18 protein-coding genes are annotated in these 15,558 nt (G+C 63.2%); 9 read left to right on the top strand and 9 right to left on the bottom strand.

What is annotated here, in order from left to right:
- The first annotated feature begins 9 nt into the window (after positions 1–9).
- Entirely contained in the window at positions 10–495 is a 486-nt protein-coding gene (locus tag ACWTU8_RS01490; RefSeq protein WP_455846751.1) for an Lrp/AsnC family transcriptional regulator, read from the top strand.
- Here the strand turns inward: ACWTU8_RS01490 and ACWTU8_RS01485 are convergent.
- From ACWTU8_RS01485 to ACWTU8_RS01470, 4 genes are all read right to left on the bottom strand, one after another.
- Entirely contained in the window at positions 492–1,157 is a 666-nt protein-coding gene (locus ACWTU8_RS01485) for a D-glycero-alpha-D-manno-heptose-1,7-bisphosphate 7-phosphatase (RefSeq protein WP_455846750.1), read from the bottom strand. The genes ACWTU8_RS01490 and ACWTU8_RS01485 overlap by 4 nt on opposite strands.
- The gene (locus ACWTU8_RS01480) at positions 1,150–1,722 is read right to left on the bottom strand and encodes a D-sedoheptulose-7-phosphate isomerase (RefSeq protein ID WP_095519146.1); all 573 of its coding nucleotides are present in this window, start codon (positions 1,720–1,722) and stop codon (positions 1,150–1,152) included. The genes ACWTU8_RS01485 and ACWTU8_RS01480 overlap by 8 nt, the downstream gene beginning before the upstream one ends.
- 7 nt (positions 1,723–1,729) lie before the next feature.
- On the bottom strand, positions 1,730–3,220 hold the full coding sequence (gene rfaE1, locus ACWTU8_RS01475; protein WP_455846749.1) for a D-glycero-beta-D-manno-heptose-7-phosphate kinase: 1,491 nt from the start codon (positions 3,218–3,220) through the stop codon (positions 1,730–1,732).
- Between the two features lie 150 nt (positions 3,221–3,370).
- A complete protein-coding gene (locus ACWTU8_RS01470; protein ID WP_455846748.1) occupies positions 3,371–4,003 on the bottom strand; it encodes a LysE family translocator in 633 nt (210 codons plus the stop codon).
- A gap of 165 nt (positions 4,004–4,168) precedes the next feature.
- On the opposite strand from ACWTU8_RS01470, the gene rfaD reads away from it, so the two are divergent.
- From rfaD to waaC, 3 genes are read left to right on the top strand one after another with little or no spacing between them, the layout of a single operon-like run.
- On the top strand, positions 4,169–5,119 hold the full coding sequence (rfaD, locus tag ACWTU8_RS01465; RefSeq protein WP_455846747.1) for an ADP-glyceromanno-heptose 6-epimerase: 951 nt from the start codon (positions 4,169–4,171) through the stop codon (positions 5,117–5,119).
- Positions 5,092–6,099, top strand: coding sequence for a lipopolysaccharide heptosyltransferase II (gene waaF, locus ACWTU8_RS01460; RefSeq protein ID WP_095519149.1), 1,008 nt, complete (start codon positions 5,092–5,094; stop codon positions 6,097–6,099). Before rfaD ends, waaF begins: the two co-directional genes overlap by 28 nt.
- Positions 6,096–7,082, top strand: coding sequence for a lipopolysaccharide heptosyltransferase I (gene waaC, locus ACWTU8_RS01455; protein WP_455846746.1), 987 nt, complete (start codon positions 6,096–6,098; stop codon positions 7,080–7,082). The genes waaF and waaC overlap by 4 nt, the downstream gene beginning before the upstream one ends.
- Positions 7,083–7,346: 264 nt before the next feature.
- Here the strand turns inward: waaC and greA are convergent, their stop codons facing one another.
- Together greA and ACWTU8_RS01445 are read right to left on the bottom strand one after the other, a co-directional pair.
- The gene (gene greA, locus ACWTU8_RS01450) at positions 7,347–7,820 is read right to left on the bottom strand and encodes a transcription elongation factor GreA (RefSeq protein WP_023799806.1); all 474 of its coding nucleotides are present in this window, start codon (positions 7,818–7,820) and stop codon (positions 7,347–7,349) included.
- A gap of 282 nt (positions 7,821–8,102) precedes the next feature.
- Positions 8,103–8,642: a tetratricopeptide repeat protein gene (locus ACWTU8_RS01445; protein ID WP_065012063.1), complete on the bottom strand. Its 540-nt coding sequence runs from the start codon at positions 8,640–8,642 to the stop codon at positions 8,103–8,105.
- Between the two features lie 197 nt (positions 8,643–8,839).
- On the opposite strand from ACWTU8_RS01445, the gene ACWTU8_RS01440 reads away from it, so the two are divergent.
- The gene (locus ACWTU8_RS01440; RefSeq protein WP_029350061.1) at positions 8,840–9,265 is read left to right on the top strand and encodes a DUF3775 domain-containing protein; all 426 of its coding nucleotides are present in this window, start codon (positions 8,840–8,842) and stop codon (positions 9,263–9,265) included.
- Positions 9,266–9,330: 65 nt separating this feature from the next.
- Here ACWTU8_RS01440 and ACWTU8_RS01435 read toward each other — a convergent pair whose 3' ends face one another.
- Positions 9,331–9,522 (bottom strand): hypothetical protein, encoded by a 192-nt coding sequence (locus tag ACWTU8_RS01435; RefSeq protein ID WP_455848449.1) that lies wholly within the window; start codon positions 9,520–9,522, stop codon positions 9,331–9,333.
- Here ACWTU8_RS01435 and ACWTU8_RS01430 point away from each other — a divergent pair.
- From ACWTU8_RS01430 to ACWTU8_RS01415, 4 genes are all read left to right on the top strand, one after another.
- Positions 9,452–10,360 carry an extensin family protein gene (locus ACWTU8_RS01430; protein ID WP_455846745.1) on the top strand — a complete coding sequence of 303 codons (909 nt, stop codon included), beginning with the start codon at positions 9,452–9,454 and terminating at the stop codon, positions 10,358–10,360. The two genes, ACWTU8_RS01435 and ACWTU8_RS01430, sit on opposite strands and share 71 nt — an antisense overlap.
- 194 nt (positions 10,361–10,554) lie before the next feature.
- The gene (locus tag ACWTU8_RS01425) at positions 10,555–11,355 is read left to right on the top strand and encodes an extensin-like domain-containing protein (protein WP_455846744.1); all 801 of its coding nucleotides are present in this window, start codon (positions 10,555–10,557) and stop codon (positions 11,353–11,355) included.
- A gap of 88 nt (positions 11,356–11,443) precedes the next feature.
- Positions 11,444–12,151 (top strand): LssY C-terminal domain-containing protein, encoded by a 708-nt coding sequence (locus ACWTU8_RS01420; protein WP_455846743.1) that lies wholly within the window; start codon positions 11,444–11,446, stop codon positions 12,149–12,151.
- Between the two features lie 155 nt (positions 12,152–12,306).
- Complete coding sequence (locus tag ACWTU8_RS01415; protein WP_029350053.1) at positions 12,307–13,617, top strand: hemolysin family protein; 1,311 nt, start codon at positions 12,307–12,309, stop codon at positions 13,615–13,617.
- 62 nt (positions 13,618–13,679) lie between these two features.
- Here ACWTU8_RS01415 and otnC read toward each other — a convergent pair whose 3' ends face one another.
- The gene (gene otnC / locus ACWTU8_RS01410; protein ID WP_455846742.1) at positions 13,680–14,345 is read right to left on the bottom strand and encodes a 3-oxo-tetronate 4-phosphate decarboxylase; all 666 of its coding nucleotides are present in this window, start codon (positions 14,343–14,345) and stop codon (positions 13,680–13,682) included.
- Entirely contained in the window at positions 14,342–15,358 is a 1,017-nt protein-coding gene (locus ACWTU8_RS01405) for a LacI family DNA-binding transcriptional regulator (RefSeq protein ID WP_455846741.1), read from the bottom strand. Before ACWTU8_RS01405 ends, otnC begins: the two co-directional genes overlap by 4 nt.
- Positions 15,359–15,558: the final 200 nt, after the last annotated feature.

Below are 15,558 nucleotides of genomic sequence, written 5' to 3'. Positions count from 1 at the left end.
AAGGTATCCATGCCGCTCAAAGCCGATCTCGACGCCATCGACTGGAAGATCCTGCGCGAGCTTCAGCACGACGGGCGCATGACCAATGTCGAGCTGTCCGGCCGCGTCGGCATTTCGGCGCCGCCATGCCTGCGCCGTGTCAGGCGGCTGGAAGAGACCGGCATCATCTGCGGCTATCGCGCCCTGCTCAATGCGCCGGCGCTCGGCCTGGATGTCGTCGCCTTCTGCCTCATCGGCCTGCATCACCAGGCCGATGCGGAGCTGAAAACCTTCGCCGAACGCACCCGCGGTTGGCCGATCGTGCGCGACGCCTGGATGGTATCGGGCGAATCCGATTTCCTGCTGCATTGCGTGGCGAGCGACCTCGGCGCCTTTCAGACTTTCGTCATCGAGGAACTGGCCTCGGCGCCGAATGTCGACACGGTGCGCACTGCACTGACCATCCGTCGCGTCAAGGACGAAGGCCTGGTGGCTTTCAGCGAAATGAGAACCTAATCCCTGCCGAGTTCGGCGATGGTCTCGCAGAGTTTGCTGTGATCGTTGCTGGTCGTCAGTTTGCGCGTCGCGAACATACCATCGCCAGAAGTCCGATTGGATCTGCCGTCCACCAGCCAGCCTTCGCATAGCCCGGCTCGCCGTCCGGCTTCCATATCATCAGCCTTGTCGCCGACGATGATCGATCGGCTGATATCCACGCCCAGCAGATCGCGGGCGCGCAGAAGCATGCCCGGATTGGGCTTGCGCATCGGATGGTCACCTATTGCGAGTTCACCCGTCCCGCTCGAATGGTAGGCGCAGGCGAGCACCAGATCGATCCGGCAATTCTGCGCTTCGAGAAGCGCGAGCAGCCAGGCATTGACTGCGGCGAAATCCGGCCAGCCGAAGTAGCCGCGGGCAATGCCCGACTGGTTGGAGACTACGATCGCAGGAAGGCCGACGATGTTGGCCGTTCGGATCACCGGCAGCATCTCCGGCCGCAGCACTATGTCGGCCGGATCGCTGGGATAGCCGCTATCGACGTTGATGGTGCCGTCGCGGTCGAGGAACAGCGCCGGCGTGCCAGTTGGAAAGTCCGCAGTACCGATCCGTTCGACCCAGAGCCCCGGCTCTTCGAGCGGATACGGCTGCGAGGTCGTGACAGCGTCCCTGTCAGCCATCACAGAGGCGCGCTTCGACCATTTCGCACAGATGATGATAGAGACAAAGATGCCCCTGCTGGATGATCGGTGTCGAGGTCGAGGGCACGTTGAGCAGGATGTCGGAGAGCGGCTTGAGCTTGCCGCCGGTGTCGCCGGTCAGGCTGATCACCGTCATGTCCATCATGCGCGCCTGTTCGGCGGCGGCAAGGGTGCTGGCCGAGTTGCCGCTGGTCGAGATGGCGAGCAGCACAGCACCCGCCGCGCCATGTGCCTCGACCTGGCGTGAAAACACCGTGTCGAAGCCGTAATCATTGCCCCAGGCGGTCAGCACCGCCGCATTGGCCGGCAGTGCGATGACGTTGTAGGCCTTGCGCTCCTTCAGGAAACGGCCGACCAGTTCGCCGGCGATGTGGATGGCGTCGCTGGCCGAACCGCCATTGCCGCAGATCAGCAGCGCCTTGCCTTGCGAAAGCGCCGCGACGACGGCGGTCACCGCCCGCTCCATCTCGCTGGTGAGGTCGCGCTCGACCATCGCGGTGATCGCGGCCGCCGAGCGGACCAGGTATTCGTTCAGTTCGGACATGAAAACCTCAATTTGTACTGCCGGCGCGCAACTTGCCGATGGTGCCGGTCGTGCTCTTGCCGACGACGAGATCGACCAGCACGACGCGGCCGCCCGCCTTTCGCACGATTTCGGCACCGACCACCTGATCGATCGTATAGTCGGCGCCCTTGACCAGTATGTCGGGCTTGAGCGCCTCGATCAGCGCGAGCGGCGTGTCCTCCTCGAAGACGACGACGGCGTCGACCGAGGCAAGCGCCGCAAGCACGCAGGCGCGGTCATGCTCGTCGTTGACCGGGCGTCCCGGCCCTTTCAGCCGGCGCACCGAGGCATCGCTGTTGAGGCCCAGAACCAGCCGGTCGCATTGGCTGCGTGCCGCGTGCAAAAGGCTGACATGGCCGGCGTGAAGGATATCGAAGCAGCCATTGGTGAAACCGACACTCAGGCCTTCGTCCTTCCACGTCGCCACCAGCCTTGCAGCGGCAGCGGCATCGAGGATTGCGTCCTTATGGGCAATCGGGCCGTGCGAGCGAAACAGCGCGCCGGTAAGCTCTTCGACCGTCAGCCGCGCGGTGCCGCGCTTTCCAACCACCACGCCACCCGCCGCGTTGGCAATGGCGGCGGCAATGACGCGGTCGGCGCCCGCAGCCAGAGCCAGCGCAAACGCCGCAATGACAGTATCGCCGGCGCCTGAAACGTCGAACACTTCCCGCGCCTGCGTGGCGATGTGGCGGGCATCGTCCGAGCCGACGACGCTCATGCCCTTTTCGCTGCGCGTCGCGACGACGAAATCGAAGCCGTGTGCCGAGATCAGCTCACGTGCCGCGGCCACGATCTCGTCATCGCCAAACACCGCGCGTCCGACCGCTTCGCCGAGTTCCTTGCGATTGGGCGTGATCGCCGTCGCCCCGGCATAGCACGCATAATCGCGGCCCTTGGGGTCGACGAGCACCGGTTTTCCGGCCTGGCGGCAGATCGAGATCAGCTCGCCGGCGACGCCATCGAGCAACATGCCCTTGCCGTAGTCGGACAGGATAACGATGTCGGCTTGCGCGAGCGCGGCGCGGAAATGCCGGACCAGCGTTGCTCGCTCAGCGTCGCCCAGCGGCTTGATTTCCTCTTCGTCGAAGCGCAGCACCTGCTGGTTGAGCGCGCTGAAGCGGCTTTTCGACGAGGTCATCCGGTTCGCGTTCTGCGCGAGGCCGCCAGTGTCGACGCCAAACTCGGCGAGAATGCGCATCAGATTGACGCCGGCCTGATCGGCGCCGATCACCGAGACCGGTATCGCGGCGGCCCCGAGCGAGACGATGTTGGCGACGACATTGCCGGCGCCGCCCATCGCCGACGTTTCGCCACGCCCGCGCAGCACCGGAATGGGCGCTTCAGGCGAAATCCGCTCGATGACGCCGTTGACGAAACGGTCGAGAATGAAGTCGCCGACCACCAGCACGGTGACGTTGCCGAATCGCGAGATGGCGCGGTGAAGGGGTTCGGGAGAAGGCAGGTATTGCTCGCTCATGTCATCCGCGACGTGCAAAGAGAGCCGGTCCCCAAGCTGTGAAAGCGCTGGACTGGCGGGCTGGTCGTTCATGGCGAAGCCGATATACCGCAATTCGGTCCAGCGCAACGGGAGGCATCGAACGGACCACAGCCAACGCCGGTTGACGGATCAGCTTTTCTGCAAAGCCACATGAACGCCCAATCCGACGAGCACCGCACCGCCCGCACGCCGCATGAGGCGCTGCGCGTGGCTCGAGCGCCGCAGCCTGGTGACCAGCGCACCTGCCAGCACCACGCACATGGCATCCGCCGAAGAGAACATCAGATTGACGATCGTCCCGAGGACGAGAAATTGGAGCCAGACGGGAAACGTGGCGGACGCGTCGATGAATTGTGGCAGGAACGCCATGAAGAAGATTGCAGTCTTGGGATTGAGCACCTCGACGGTGATACTCTCGAAAAAGGCGCGGCGGGCGGATTTCGGCTCAATACCGGGCATGACAGCATCGTCTTGCGCCCTGGCGCGAAACAGCGACACACCCAGCCAGATCAGATAGAGTGCGCCGGCCAGCTTGACCGCGATGTAGAGCGTCGGCACGGCGTGGAAAAGCACGGACAACCCGGCAGCGGCGGCGACGACGTGCACATAGCCGCCAAGATGGATACCCAACGCCGCCCTCAGGCCGGACCAGCGGCCCCGCGCCATGGTTTGCGCAGCAGCGTAAAGCATCGCCGGACCGGGGATGTAGGCAAAGATCGCCGTGGTGGCGAAAAAGGCGATAAGCAGTTCGGTCGACGGCATTATCCTTGCTCCTGTCGTGCTTCGCCGGTGGATCGCCGACTGAAGCGAAAGCTTGCGGCGGCACTGTGGCGCTCACCCAACCGCCGGATTGCGACCTGCTTTATCGACAGCCCCGCAAGCCTCCCGTATAAGGGCCGGAATCGGCACGAGATACCAGAGGCTTTCATGATCATCGTCACGGGCGGCGCCGGCATGATCGGCTCCAACATCGTCGCCGCGCTCAATGCCGAAGGGATCAGCGACGTCGTCGTCGTCGACGACCTGACCGACGGCCACAAGATTGCCAATCTCGCCGACCTGCAGATCGCCGATTATCTCGACAAGGACGATTTCCTGCCGCGGATGGAGGCCGGGGACCTCGGCCGCATCGAGGCCGTCTTCCACCAGGGCGCCTGCTCGACGACCACCGAATGGAACGGCAAGTTCATGATGGAGGTGAACTACGCTTATTCGAAGCGGCTGCTGCATGCCTGCCTGGCACTGCGGGTGCCTTTCCTCTACGCCTCCTCAGCCTCGGTCTATGGCGGCGGCGCCGAGTTTCGCGAGGAGCCGGAATGCGAACGCCCGCTCAATGTCTATGCCTATTCAAAGAAGCTGTTCGACGACTATGTCCGCCGCACCGTCTTCGATACCGATCATTCGCCGGTTGCGGGCCTGCGCTATTTCAACGTCTATGGACCACGCGAGGCGCATAAGGGCGCCATGGCCTCGGTCGCCTTCCATCTGTTCAATCAGGTCGAGCAAGGCCAGAACCCGAAACTGTTCGGCGCCTATGACGGTTTCGGACCTGGCGAGCAGAGCCGCGATTTCATCCATGTCGGCGATGTTGCCGAGGTCAATCTGTGGCTATGGAAACGGGGCTCAAGCGGCATCTTCAACTGCGGCACCGGCCTTGCCCAGCCGTTCCGCGCCATAGCCGAAACGGTGATCGGCACGCTGGGCAAAGGCGAGATCGAGTTCATCGACTTCCCCGACCACCTGAAGGGAAGCTACCAGAGTTTTACGCAAGCTGATATGTCCCGGTTGCGCGCCGCCGGTTACAATGGTCAGTTTCGCACAGTGGAAACCGGCGTCAGAGACTATGTCGAATGGCTGAAAGCCCAACGATCCTCGTGATCGGCCCACGCTGGGTGGGCGACATGGTGATGGCGCAGTGCCTGTTCTCGGCGCTAAGAGAGCTTCACCCGAACGCGGCAATCGATGTGCTGGCCCCGGCATGGGCGGCGCCACTGGTCAAGCGCATGCCCGAAATACGCCAGCAGATCGATCTGCCGCTGAAATCCGGCGCGCTGGAATTCCGCATGCGAAGGCGCTTCGGCCGCCTGCTGCGCGGCCACTATGGCATCGCCTATGTCATGCCTGGGAGCTGGAAGTCGGCGCTCGTCCCGTTCTTTGCCCGCATTCCGCGCCGCGTCGGCCATCTCAAGGAAATGCGCTACGGGCTGCTGACCGATATCGTTCCCTTGCCCGACCATTTGAAACGGCGCACGGCGCAGGCCTATTTCGGCCTCGCGCGGGGGGGCACGTTCCGCGCTCCCAAGCTCGCTGTCGATACAAAAAATCAGGCGGAATTGCTGGGCCGCTTCGGGCTGGAGGCGAAAAAATTCGTCGCGCTGATGCCCGGCGCCGAATTCGGCCCGGCCAAGCGCTGGCCGAGCGAGCGCTATGCCGGCCTTGCCCGCGACATGATGGCCAAAGGTTTTGAGGTCGCGCTGTTCGGATCGAAGAACGATGCCGACGTAACGGCGGAAATCGCCACGCTTGCACCTGGCGTCGTCGATCTCGCCGGCCAGACGCGGCTGGAGGACGCCATCGACCTGATCGCCGCGGCCAGGCTTGCGGTGTCGAACGACAGTGGGCTGATGCATGTTGCCGCCGCAGTCGGCACGCCGATCGTTGCCGTCTACGGCTCGACCTCGCCGCAGAATACGCCTCCCCTCGCCGAGCAGCGCGAACTGGTCTGGCTCGGCCTGTCCTGTTCGCCCTGCCACCGGAAAATCTGCCCGCTCAGCCATCTCAATTGCCTGAACACGCTCGAGGTGGCACAGGTCGCGGCAGCGGCGGAACGGCTGCTGGAAATGCCGGCCGCCGCATGAGGGTGCTTATCGTCAAGACATCCTCGATGGGTGACGTCATCCACACCTTTCCGGCCGTCGAGGATGCGCGCCGCAACCGGCCGGATGTGTCGCTCGACTGGTGTGTGGAAGAGGCTTTTGCCGGCATCGTGGCGCTGCATCCGGCGATCGCAACCATCCACACAGTGGCAATCCGGCGCTGGCGCACAAGCCCACTCGGCCGCGGCACATGGCGCGAGGCAGCGGGATTGCGCCGCGCCTTGCGGGATTGCCGCTACGATCTCGTCGTCGACGCGCAAGGATTGCTGAAGTCGGCCCTGGTGGCGAAACAGGCCGCGGCGCCGATCGTCGGCTTCGACCGGTCGAGCGCTCGCGAGCCTTCGGCGACTTTGTTCTACGACCGCCGCTACGCTGTGCCGCGCGATCTGCACGCCATAGAACGCACAAGGCGGCTGTTTGGGCTGGCGCTCGGCTATGAACCGGATTTTTCCGGGCTCGAGTCCGGCATCATGCCGCCGGCCGGCGGTTCGAACTTTGTCGGCGGAAAAACCGCCTTCCTGCTGCATGGCACCAGCCGCAAGGACAAGAAATGGCCGGTCGGCGACTGGATCGAAACTGCCCGGCTTCTCGTGGGAAGAGGAATGACGCCGGTCACCACCTGGTCTAACGACAGGGAAAAGGCGATTGCCGAGGCAATCGCCCAAGCCGTTCCGCAGACCGTGCTGGTGCCGAAATCACCGCTTGCCGAGATCGCCGCGATCATCGGCCGATCGGTGCTGGTCATCGGCGCGGACACCGGTCTCACCCACCTCGCCAGTGCCTTCGGCCTGCCGACGGTCGCGGTGTTTCTGGCGACAGAACCCGGCCTGACCGGCCCGCGCGGGCCGTTCTCGTCAACGCTGCTGGCCGCGCCCGGCGGCCGTGTCGTGCCTGCGGAAGTGGTGGCGGAGGCGGAGAGGCTTATGGAGCGCCAAGCGCACGATCTGGCAACCGGAAGGCGTTGATTTATTGAATCAATCCAAATGGAAAGGTCGGCGCCGCCCCTCATCCGCCTGCCGGCACCTTCACCCCGTATAGTGACGGGGAGAAGGGGGCTGGACGCGAACTCGGCGCCTGTCCTGCAACGCTGATAATTGGCGAAACCGTCGGTCACGGCGTCCTTCTCCCCGTCACTATACGGGGAGAAGTGCCCGGCAGGGCGATGAGCGGCAGCGGAAACCTCGGGCTAAAACAGTGCGATTCAGGAACAAATCCTGCCCGCTCTACCCCTAGATGAACTGCACCTGGACGATCTCATAGCCCCGCGCACCGCCTGGCGCGTTGACCTCGATCGCATCGCCGACTTCCTTGCCGATCAGCGCCCGCGCGATCGGCGAGGAGATCGAGATGCGGCCGGACTTCACATCCGCTTCCTGGTCGCCGACGATCTGGTAGGTCTTCTTCTCTTCCGTGTCCTCGTCGACCAGCACCACGGTCGCGCCGAACTTGACCTTTTCGCCGCTGAGCTTCGTGATGTCGATCACCTCGGCACGGGCGATGAAGTCCTCGAGCTCGTTGACGCGACCCTCATTGAGGCTTTGCGCCTCTTTCGCCGCGTGGTACTCGGCATTTTCGGAAAGATCGCCATGCGAGCGCGCTTCGGAGATCGCTTCGATGATGCGCGGCCGCTCTTCCTGCTGGCGCCAGCGCAGTTCTTCCTTCAATGACGCGAACCCCTCGCCTGTCATCGGGACCTTGTTCATGATGCCTGACCTTTCCTGCCGCCGCCCCCGCATTCCGGGAGCGACCTTGTCGATGGGTACAAAAAGAAAACGGTCCGGCAGCCTCGGGCTAACGGAACCGTCTCACCGCAATTTCCCCCAATATAGCAATCTTCGTGGGTTTTTCACGCCCAAAAAACCGGTTTTGAAAAATTCACCCGCCATTTTTTGAAATGCCGTCACGGCAGCACGGCTGGCCGGGCGAGCGGTAAAAAACCGGCTGCGATTGCTCACAGCCGGAGTGAGGAGCGTTTGGGCTTCGAATCAGCTCTTCATGAAACGGTCTATCTGCTCAGACAGCATGCCGTATTCACGAGATCCCTTGCCGGTGCGCTTCTCGATCTCGCGGAGCTGTTCCTGGGCGCCGGCGAGATCGCCGATCTGCAGATGCGCCTCGCCGAGATATTCACGTACCAGCGTATAGTTCGGATCGATGCGCAGCGCTTCCTCGTAATAGCCGAGACCGACGGTGACGCGTCCGGAATGGCGGTGCGAATAGCCGAGGTAGTTGAGGATGCGAGGGTCTTTCTTGTCCGCAGCCAGGCTGAGCACGGCGATCGCCTCGTCATAACGTCCGGCCATCGCCAGCGCGCGGCCGGCTTCATAGATGTTGTCGTCGTCCAGCATGCCTTGCTTGGGCGCAACGCATTTCTTCAGCTTCTTGTCCCAGACCATGCCTTTCTTGCACTGTGTCGTCTGGCCGCCACCACCACCGCCTCCACCTTCACCGGCCGAAAACACCGGAACGGCAAATAGCGGCAGGGCGGCAACCGCCAGAACCTGGATCAGCAATCGTCTGCGCATCGAACCCTCCTTGAAGAATGACAATGCAAGACTAACGCCGGGCAAAAGCCGTTTCATCCCGGAAAAAAGTCATGGCCATTGAAAGCTTTTTGAACGGTCCGCGCCAGTCGGAAAATAGAAGTGCCGAACATGACGTGACGAGCGCTGCAAATTCGCTATCATCCAGCAAACGGCAACGGAGTATGCGGAGAAAGCCAGTGCAGCGGCGCCTTGAAAAGGAATGGGAGCTTTCGATCGGTCCCGACACCGTGCGCCTGTTCATCCTCAAGGCGAAGGCGCTGAGCGCCGCCGTCAACGAAGACTATGCCGATGGCGCCGAGCACGAGGTCGAACTCGACGGCGAGGCGCATGACAATCATCATCATGACGGTCTCGTCGAGGAAAGTTCCGAAAACCTCACCGAAGAAGAATTGCGCGAACTGATCAACGACCTCAATGTCGACGAGGCGGCCGAACTGGTCGCCCTGGCCTGGGTTGGACGCGGCGACTATGACGCTTCGGAATGGGCCGACGCGCTGGCGGCCGCGCGCGAGCGCGCCAACAAGCGCACGGCGAAATATCTGCTCGGCATGCCGCTCTTGGCCGACTGGCTGGAGGAAGGGCTGGAAGCGATCGGTGCGTAACACCGCGGTTACCGTTCGTGATCGGCCAAAACCCTCGTTCAGGCAACTTCCGCATTCGCTCACCGTTAACGGCGAATGGCGGCGCTGACCCCTCCCACATTGATCAGATTGGCCACATTGATCAGATTGGCCACATTGATCAGATTGGCCGGATTGAACAGATTGGCGCTACCTTTGGCGGCGGCGATGCTGTCCGCAGGATCGGCCCTGGCCCAAGCTCCGGAATTGCCTGAAGCCGTGCCTGTCCCGGAGCTCAATCAGCCGCAACCAGCGCAAGAAGCCGCGCCTGCCGACGTGCCGATCCCCGAACCGCGCCCTGCGGATGGGCCAAAGCCTGATCAACCTGCGACCGACAAAATGGACCAGCAGACGTCGGACCAGCATAAGAAAGCCCGGCCGGAGCCGCCGGCAATCGCTCCAACGCCGAGCGAAAAGCCCGCCGAGGCCGAACCACCGGCCGCCACCACGAAGCCACCGGAGAAGCCGGCGCAAGCGCAGGAGAAAGAAATCCCTCCCGACCCGCGCTCGGCCTCTGTGCCGCAGGAAAATATGCCGGACGAGGAACTTGCTTGCCGGAGGCGGCTGAAGTCGATGGGTGTCGACTTCGAGGAACGCAAGGCCGAGCACGATGCGGCGGTCGGCTGCTCTATCCCTTATCCGATCGCGCTGAAGACGCTGGGCAAGTCATTGGATATCCACCCCGAAACCGAGCTGAACTGCCAGATGGCCGAGGCCGCCGCGCGCTTCGCTGCCAATACCATCCAGCCGGCGGCCAAGGCCGAACTCGGCGCCAATCTCAAGTCGGTCGGCCAGGCATCCGCCTATGTCTGCCGGCCGCGCCACGGCGGAGGGAAACTGTCCGAGCACGCTTTCGGCAATGCGCTCGATATCGCGAGCTTCACCTTGTCGAACGGGAGAAGGATCGACGTCGGCCCAGTGCCGCCGGAAAAGGACGCGAAATTCCTGAACGCGGTGCGCAAGGCAGCCTGCGGACCGTTCAAGACCGTGCTCGGCCCGGGCAGCGATACGGATCATTCGCAGCATCTCCATCTCGATCTTGCACCGCGCCGCAACGGCGGCACCTTCTGCCAGTGACGACCGACATGCGCGCCGCAATTTGGCCGCAGCCGTAAACGCGGCCGCTGATTTTTCCTTTACTCTTGGCGGTTAAGCTCTGTCTCATCTGATCATGAGCCCGAAAAGTGGGATCCGGTTTTCGGACAAAGATCATGATCAAACAACGAGACAGAGCCTGATCGGGACCAGGCTCGGGGACAGGGATCTTGTCGATGGCCGGGATATTTCGCGCCGCGCTTGTCGCCGTGCGGCAAACCAGACGCGCGCGCATGATTCCCGGCGCGCTTGCCATCGCAGCGATCTCGGCATGCACCACCGGCAGCGTACTTTCGCTGGAACCGGCCGTCGATGTCGGAAGCCAGACATCAGCCGTTCCGAACTACGCGGGCATGCAGCGCCTCGTCCCCTCCAACCCATACATGACCGCCGCCTATCCGCGCATGGACGAGCCGATGGCGCCAACCGAACAGATGCCGGCCAGCGAGGTCGACTGCCGCAAGCAATTGAAGCGCCTGGGCGTCGTCTACACCGACCTTGCGCCGATCCGCGAAGGCCAGTGCGGCATCGACTATCCAGTCAAGGTCTCGGCTATCGGCAGCATCGGGATGAAGCCGGCCGCGACACTGACCTGCGACATGGCCGCCACCTTCGCCGGCTGGACCAGGAATGAACTCGTGCCCTCCGCCCGCTGGCGTTATTTCTCCGGCGTCAAGACCATTCGCCAGGGCTCGAGCTATTCCTGCCGCAGGATCGCCGGCGAAGGCGTGCTGTCGGAGCACGGCAAGGGCAACGCCCTCGACGTCATGAGCATCGAGCTCGGCAATGGCAAAGATATCGACGTGCGCAAGCCCGGCCTATTCGCCTTCCGCACGCGCGGCTTCCTCAACACTGTGCGCGCCGACGGTTGTGAGTACTTCACCACTGTGCTCGGCCCCGGCTACAATTACGATCACCGCAACCATTTCCATTTCGACATCAAGAACCGCAAGAACGGCTACCGCGCCTGCCGCTGAGCCCAAGCGATGCCCACTGCCCAAGTTCTGCGCCGCCGCGTAGAATGACGCCACATAAGGTGATGCCGTATCGCCTGGGTGGTATCTCGTGAGCCGACGAAGCCTTCGACGACGCGCAACGATCTGGCTGGTGGCGTTCTGTGCCGGCTATCTCGTGCTCGCCTATTTCGCCGCACCGGAATTCTGGACCCTGCGGGACCGCAACTTCCGAACGCAGCGCTTCGAGATGGTGACGCACACGCCGCAGGGCATTGCGGGCGATCCGATCAATGTCGGCCTCGTCGGTACCAAAAAAGAGCTGGTCCACGCCTTCGCCGTCGCCGGATGGGACACGGCCGACGCCCTCACGCTGAAGACCGCGATCGAGATCGGCGAAAGCGTGCTGTTCGATCGGCCCTATCCCGACGCGCCGGTCAGCCGGTTGTTATTTGAAGGCCGTGCACAGGATCTCGCCTTCGAGAAGCCGGTCGGCGACAGTGCCGACCGGCGTCATCACGTCCGCTTCTGGCAGACAGATGCGACCGGAGACGATGGCCGGCCGCTCTGGCTGGGTGCGGCAAGCTTCGATCGCGGCGTCGGCCTCAGCCACGACACCGGCGCGATCACCCACCATATCGGTCCCGACATCGACGCCGAGCGCGACTTCCTGATCCGCGACCTTTCTGCCGCAGGCATGCTGATCTCGACCAGCGAGATATCAGGCATCGGTGTGACAAAGACCGGGCGCAATGGCGGCGGTGATCCCTATTTCACCGACGGCAAGGCGGTAGTAGGCGTGCTGCTGCAGTTGCCGTAGGCGCAAGACGAGCCGCTGGCCTCCGGCTCATCGTCGCCCTGATCGAGCATTTTTCGTCGCCACCATGGGATGCCGTGTGAGATGGTTGCACCCGCCGCATGAAAAATGACGTCCATCTATTTTCGAAGACCTCACCGCAATGCTATTGACCCCTCATGCTTTACGCTGAAATCGCTATCGTGGTCGTCCTCATCTGCGTGAACGGCCTTCTGGCAATGTCCGAGCTTGCCATCGTCTCGTCACGGCCTGCCCGCCTCATGGCGATGATCGACCGCAACGTGACGGGTGCCGGACGCGCCTTGGCGCTCGGCTCCAATCCAGGCAAATTCCTGTCGTCCGTGCAGATCGGCATCACCCTGGTCGGTGTTTTGTCAGGCGCCTTTTCCGGCGCCACGCTCGGTGAGCGGCTGTCCGTGTTCCTGGCATCGACCGGCATCCGCGAAAGCCTTGCCGACCCGATCGGCGTCGGCATCGTCGTCGCCCTCATCACCTACTTCTCGCTCATCATCGGCGAACTGGTGCCCAAGCAGATCGCGCTGCGCGATCCCGAACGCGTCGCCGCCAGGGTTGCTCCGGCGATGACCATCCTTGCCACCGTCTCGGCGCCGCTGGTCTTCCTGCTCGACATTTCCGGCCGCGCTATGCTCTGGCTGCTTGGCCAACGCGGTGAAAGCGAGGAGAAGGTCACCGACGAGGAGATCAAGATGCTGGTCGCCGAGGCCGAGCATCACGGCACCATCGAATCCGACGAGCGGCGCATGATCGCCGGCGTTATGCGGCTCGGCGACCGCGCCGTCCGCGCGGTGATGACGCCGCGCACCGAGGTCGACTGGATCAACCTGCAGTCCGATGACGTGGCGACCCGCAAGCTCTTGATGGAGACCCAGCATTCGCGCCTGCCAGCCGGCGATGGCAGTGTCGACGCCATGATCGGCGTCGTCCAGACCCGCGACGTGCTGGCCGCGATGCTTGGCGGTCGCGCACTCGACCCGCGCCGGCACGTGCGCACCGCTCCCATCGTCCATGACCAGGCCGACGCGCTGGATGTCCTTTCGACACTCAAGGAATCCAACGTGCCGATGGCGCTGGTCCATGACGAATACGGCCATTTCGAAGGCATAGTCACCCCGGCGGACATACTGGAAGCCATCACCGGCGTCTTCCGGGCGGACCTCGACGCCGGCGACGAGGAAAACGCCGTCAAGCGCGAGGACGGCTCATGGCTGCTCGCCGGCTACATGCAGGCCGACGAGATGGCGGACGTTCTCGGCATCGACCTGCCCGAGAACCGCGACTACGAGACTGTCGCCGGTTACGTGCTGTCGCACCTGCACCATCTGCCGACGACCGGCGAATGCGTGGATGCGCAGGGCTGGCGCTTCGAGGTCGTCGACCTCGACGGCCGCCGCATCGACAAGCTCATCGCCACGCGCCTGCCCGGCGGCCATCGCGAAATCGTGCGCTAACAATCAACACGATGTATGGGCCTGTTCGCAAGCAGGAATGAGCCTGTTCCGGTTAGGGTGCCCTAATGGTGGTGCCCGTCTTGCTCCGGCAAGGATATCCCGAAAACCCGCACCAAATCGGCGACCTGTTCCGGCGATAGGTAGCGGGGATTGAGGCCGCGCAACAGCAGATAAAGCTTTGCGGTTTCTTCCAGCTCCTCGGTAGCGAATACGGCGGCCTCGAGCGTTTCGCCCGCGACCACGGGACCGTGGTTTGCCAGCAGCACTGAGGAGTAGCGCCCGGCGAGGCCCTTGATCGCAGCGACAACCGCCGGGTCGCCTGGGCGATGATAGGACACCAGCGCGGTTTGTCCGGCGCGCATCAGGTAGTAGGGCGTCATCGGCGGCAGCACCGCCTTGGGATCTATTTCCGGCAGCATGGAAAGGGCGACTGCGTGGGTCGAGTGCAGGTGCACGATGGCGCGCGCCTCTGCCCTCGTCTGATAGAGCGCAGTATGCAATGGAATTTCCTTGGTCGGCGCATCGCCAGACGTCAGCCGGCCTTGCGCATCGAGGCGGGAAATTCGGGCAGGATCCAGGAATCCTAGCGAGGCATTCGTGGGTGTAACCAGCCAGCCGCCATCATCGAGCCGCACGCTGATATTGCCTGACGATCCCGGCGTCAGCCCGCGCTCGAACAACGAACGTCCGAAGCGGCAGATGTCGTCCCTCAGCTTGGTTTCAGTCACGTCGTCGCCCCTTCAATCAGCTCGAACCCGATATCGACCACTGCGGATGGCCCATCGGAGCAGACGAGCCGTGCTCCAATCTCACCGACGGTCACTCGCGGCGTCAGGATGGTCGAAAGTGGCTGCGGCGCACTTCTGGCCACATCGAGACCGTTGTAGCCAAAGATCGCCAGCCGGTCCGGTATCGTGATGCCGTGGGCGAGACAGTGGAAATAGCCGCCGATCGCCATGTCGTCGTTGGAGAAGTAAACCGCATCCAGATCGGGACAACGCTCCAGCAATCGAGCCAGCCCGTCGCGACCGGCTTCGATGGAGGACGCGGCAGGAATGATTTCTTCTCCAATGACGCTCAGCCCGGCTTCGCCCAGGGCCGCGCGAAACGATGCGAAACGCTTGGCTGCGCGAAGGTCCAAGCTGAGGTCGTGGCCAACATAGCCGATGCAGCGATAGCCGCGCGACATCAAATGCTGAGCGCTTGCCCGGCCTGCCTTGCGGTTGGAAAAGCCCACCACAATGTCGATCCCCTCGCCATCGGTATCAAGCAATTCGGCCACTCTGATGCGGGCGTTCCGCAGCATGACTTCGGTGCGCTCGGTGTGCTCGAGCCCCGCTACCATAATCCCGGCTGGACGCCAGCTGAGGAGTGACTCGATGACGCTCTCCTCTCGCTCCGGATCGTAGTCGGTCACCGCGACGACAGGTTGGAAGCCGGCGCCGACCAGTACCGTATTGGCGCCGCGCAGCACATCCGGAAAGACGATGTTGCTTAGCGAAGGAATGACGACACCGACGAGCTTGGACCCCATGGAGGCCAAGGTTCCCGCAATCCGGTTTGGCACATAGCCGAGGCTCCGCGCGGCAGTGAGTACACTCTCGCGTGTCTTGGTCGAGAAGGAACCATGCCCGCGCAACACGCGCGAGGCGGTGCTTTCACCGACGCCAGCCGCGCGCGCAACGTCGGTGAGGGTTATCGTCGCGCCGGTTTGCGTACCTTCTTCTGCTTCGCTCTGCATTCCAGTTTCTCAGCTCGATGCGTCGGTACGACTCCAATTCCTGACGCTTCTTTTGTCACATTCAGGCGCCGCACTCAACAGAAATTGGCAGCGCTGCCACTTTTCGTTTGGCAGCGCTGCCATTCCCATGCTATCGCTGTATGCAAGCGCTGCCAAAATTCAGCCGGGGGCGTGAGACCCTGAGGGACCACCCCTACGTT

It is taken from the genome of Mesorhizobium sp. BHbdii (assembly GCF_053848045.1).
This window is presented reverse-complemented; position numbering and strand designations above follow the sequence as displayed.

Coding starts and splice junctions, on each gene's coding strand:
- ACWTU8_RS01470 (WP_455846748.1), bottom strand. CDS start 4,003: ATGCCGTCGACCGAACTGCTTATCGCCTTTTTCGCCACCACGGCGATC.
- ACWTU8_RS01430 (WP_455846745.1), top strand. CDS start 9,452: ATGCTGTCCGCAGGATCGGCCCTGGCCCAAGCTCCGGAATTGCCTGAA.
- ACWTU8_RS01485 (WP_455846750.1), bottom strand. CDS start 1,157: ATGGCTGACAGGGACGCTGTCACGACCTCGCAGCCGTATCCGCTCGAA.
- ACWTU8_RS01415 (WP_029350053.1), top strand. CDS start 12,307: ATGCTTTACGCTGAAATCGCTATCGTGGTCGTCCTCATCTGCGTGAAC.
- waaF (WP_095519149.1), top strand. CDS start 5,092: ATGGCTGAAAGCCCAACGATCCTCGTGATCGGCCCACGCTGGGTGGGC.
- waaC (WP_455846746.1), top strand. CDS start 6,096: ATGAGGGTGCTTATCGTCAAGACATCCTCGATGGGTGACGTCATCCAC.
- ACWTU8_RS01480 (WP_095519146.1), bottom strand. CDS start 1,722: ATGTCCGAACTGAACGAATACCTGGTCCGCTCGGCGGCCGCGATCACC.
- ACWTU8_RS01445 (WP_065012063.1), bottom strand. CDS start 8,642: ATGCGCAGACGATTGCTGATCCAGGTTCTGGCGGTTGCCGCCCTGCCG.
- ACWTU8_RS01490 (WP_455846751.1), top strand. CDS start 10: ATGCCGCTCAAAGCCGATCTCGACGCCATCGACTGGAAGATCCTGCGC.
- ACWTU8_RS01425 (WP_455846744.1), top strand. CDS start 10,555: ATGGCCGGGATATTTCGCGCCGCGCTTGTCGCCGTGCGGCAAACCAGA.
- greA (WP_023799806.1), bottom strand. CDS start 7,820: ATGAACAAGGTCCCGATGACAGGCGAGGGGTTCGCGTCATTGAAGGAA.
- ACWTU8_RS01405 (WP_455846741.1), bottom strand. CDS start 15,358: ATGCAGAGCGAAGCAGAAGAAGGTACGCAAACCGGCGCGACGATAACC.
- rfaD (WP_455846747.1), top strand. CDS start 4,169: ATGATCATCGTCACGGGCGGCGCCGGCATGATCGGCTCCAACATCGTC.
- rfaE1 (WP_455846749.1), bottom strand. CDS start 3,220: ATGAGCGAGCAATACCTGCCTTCTCCCGAACCCCTTCACCGCGCCATC.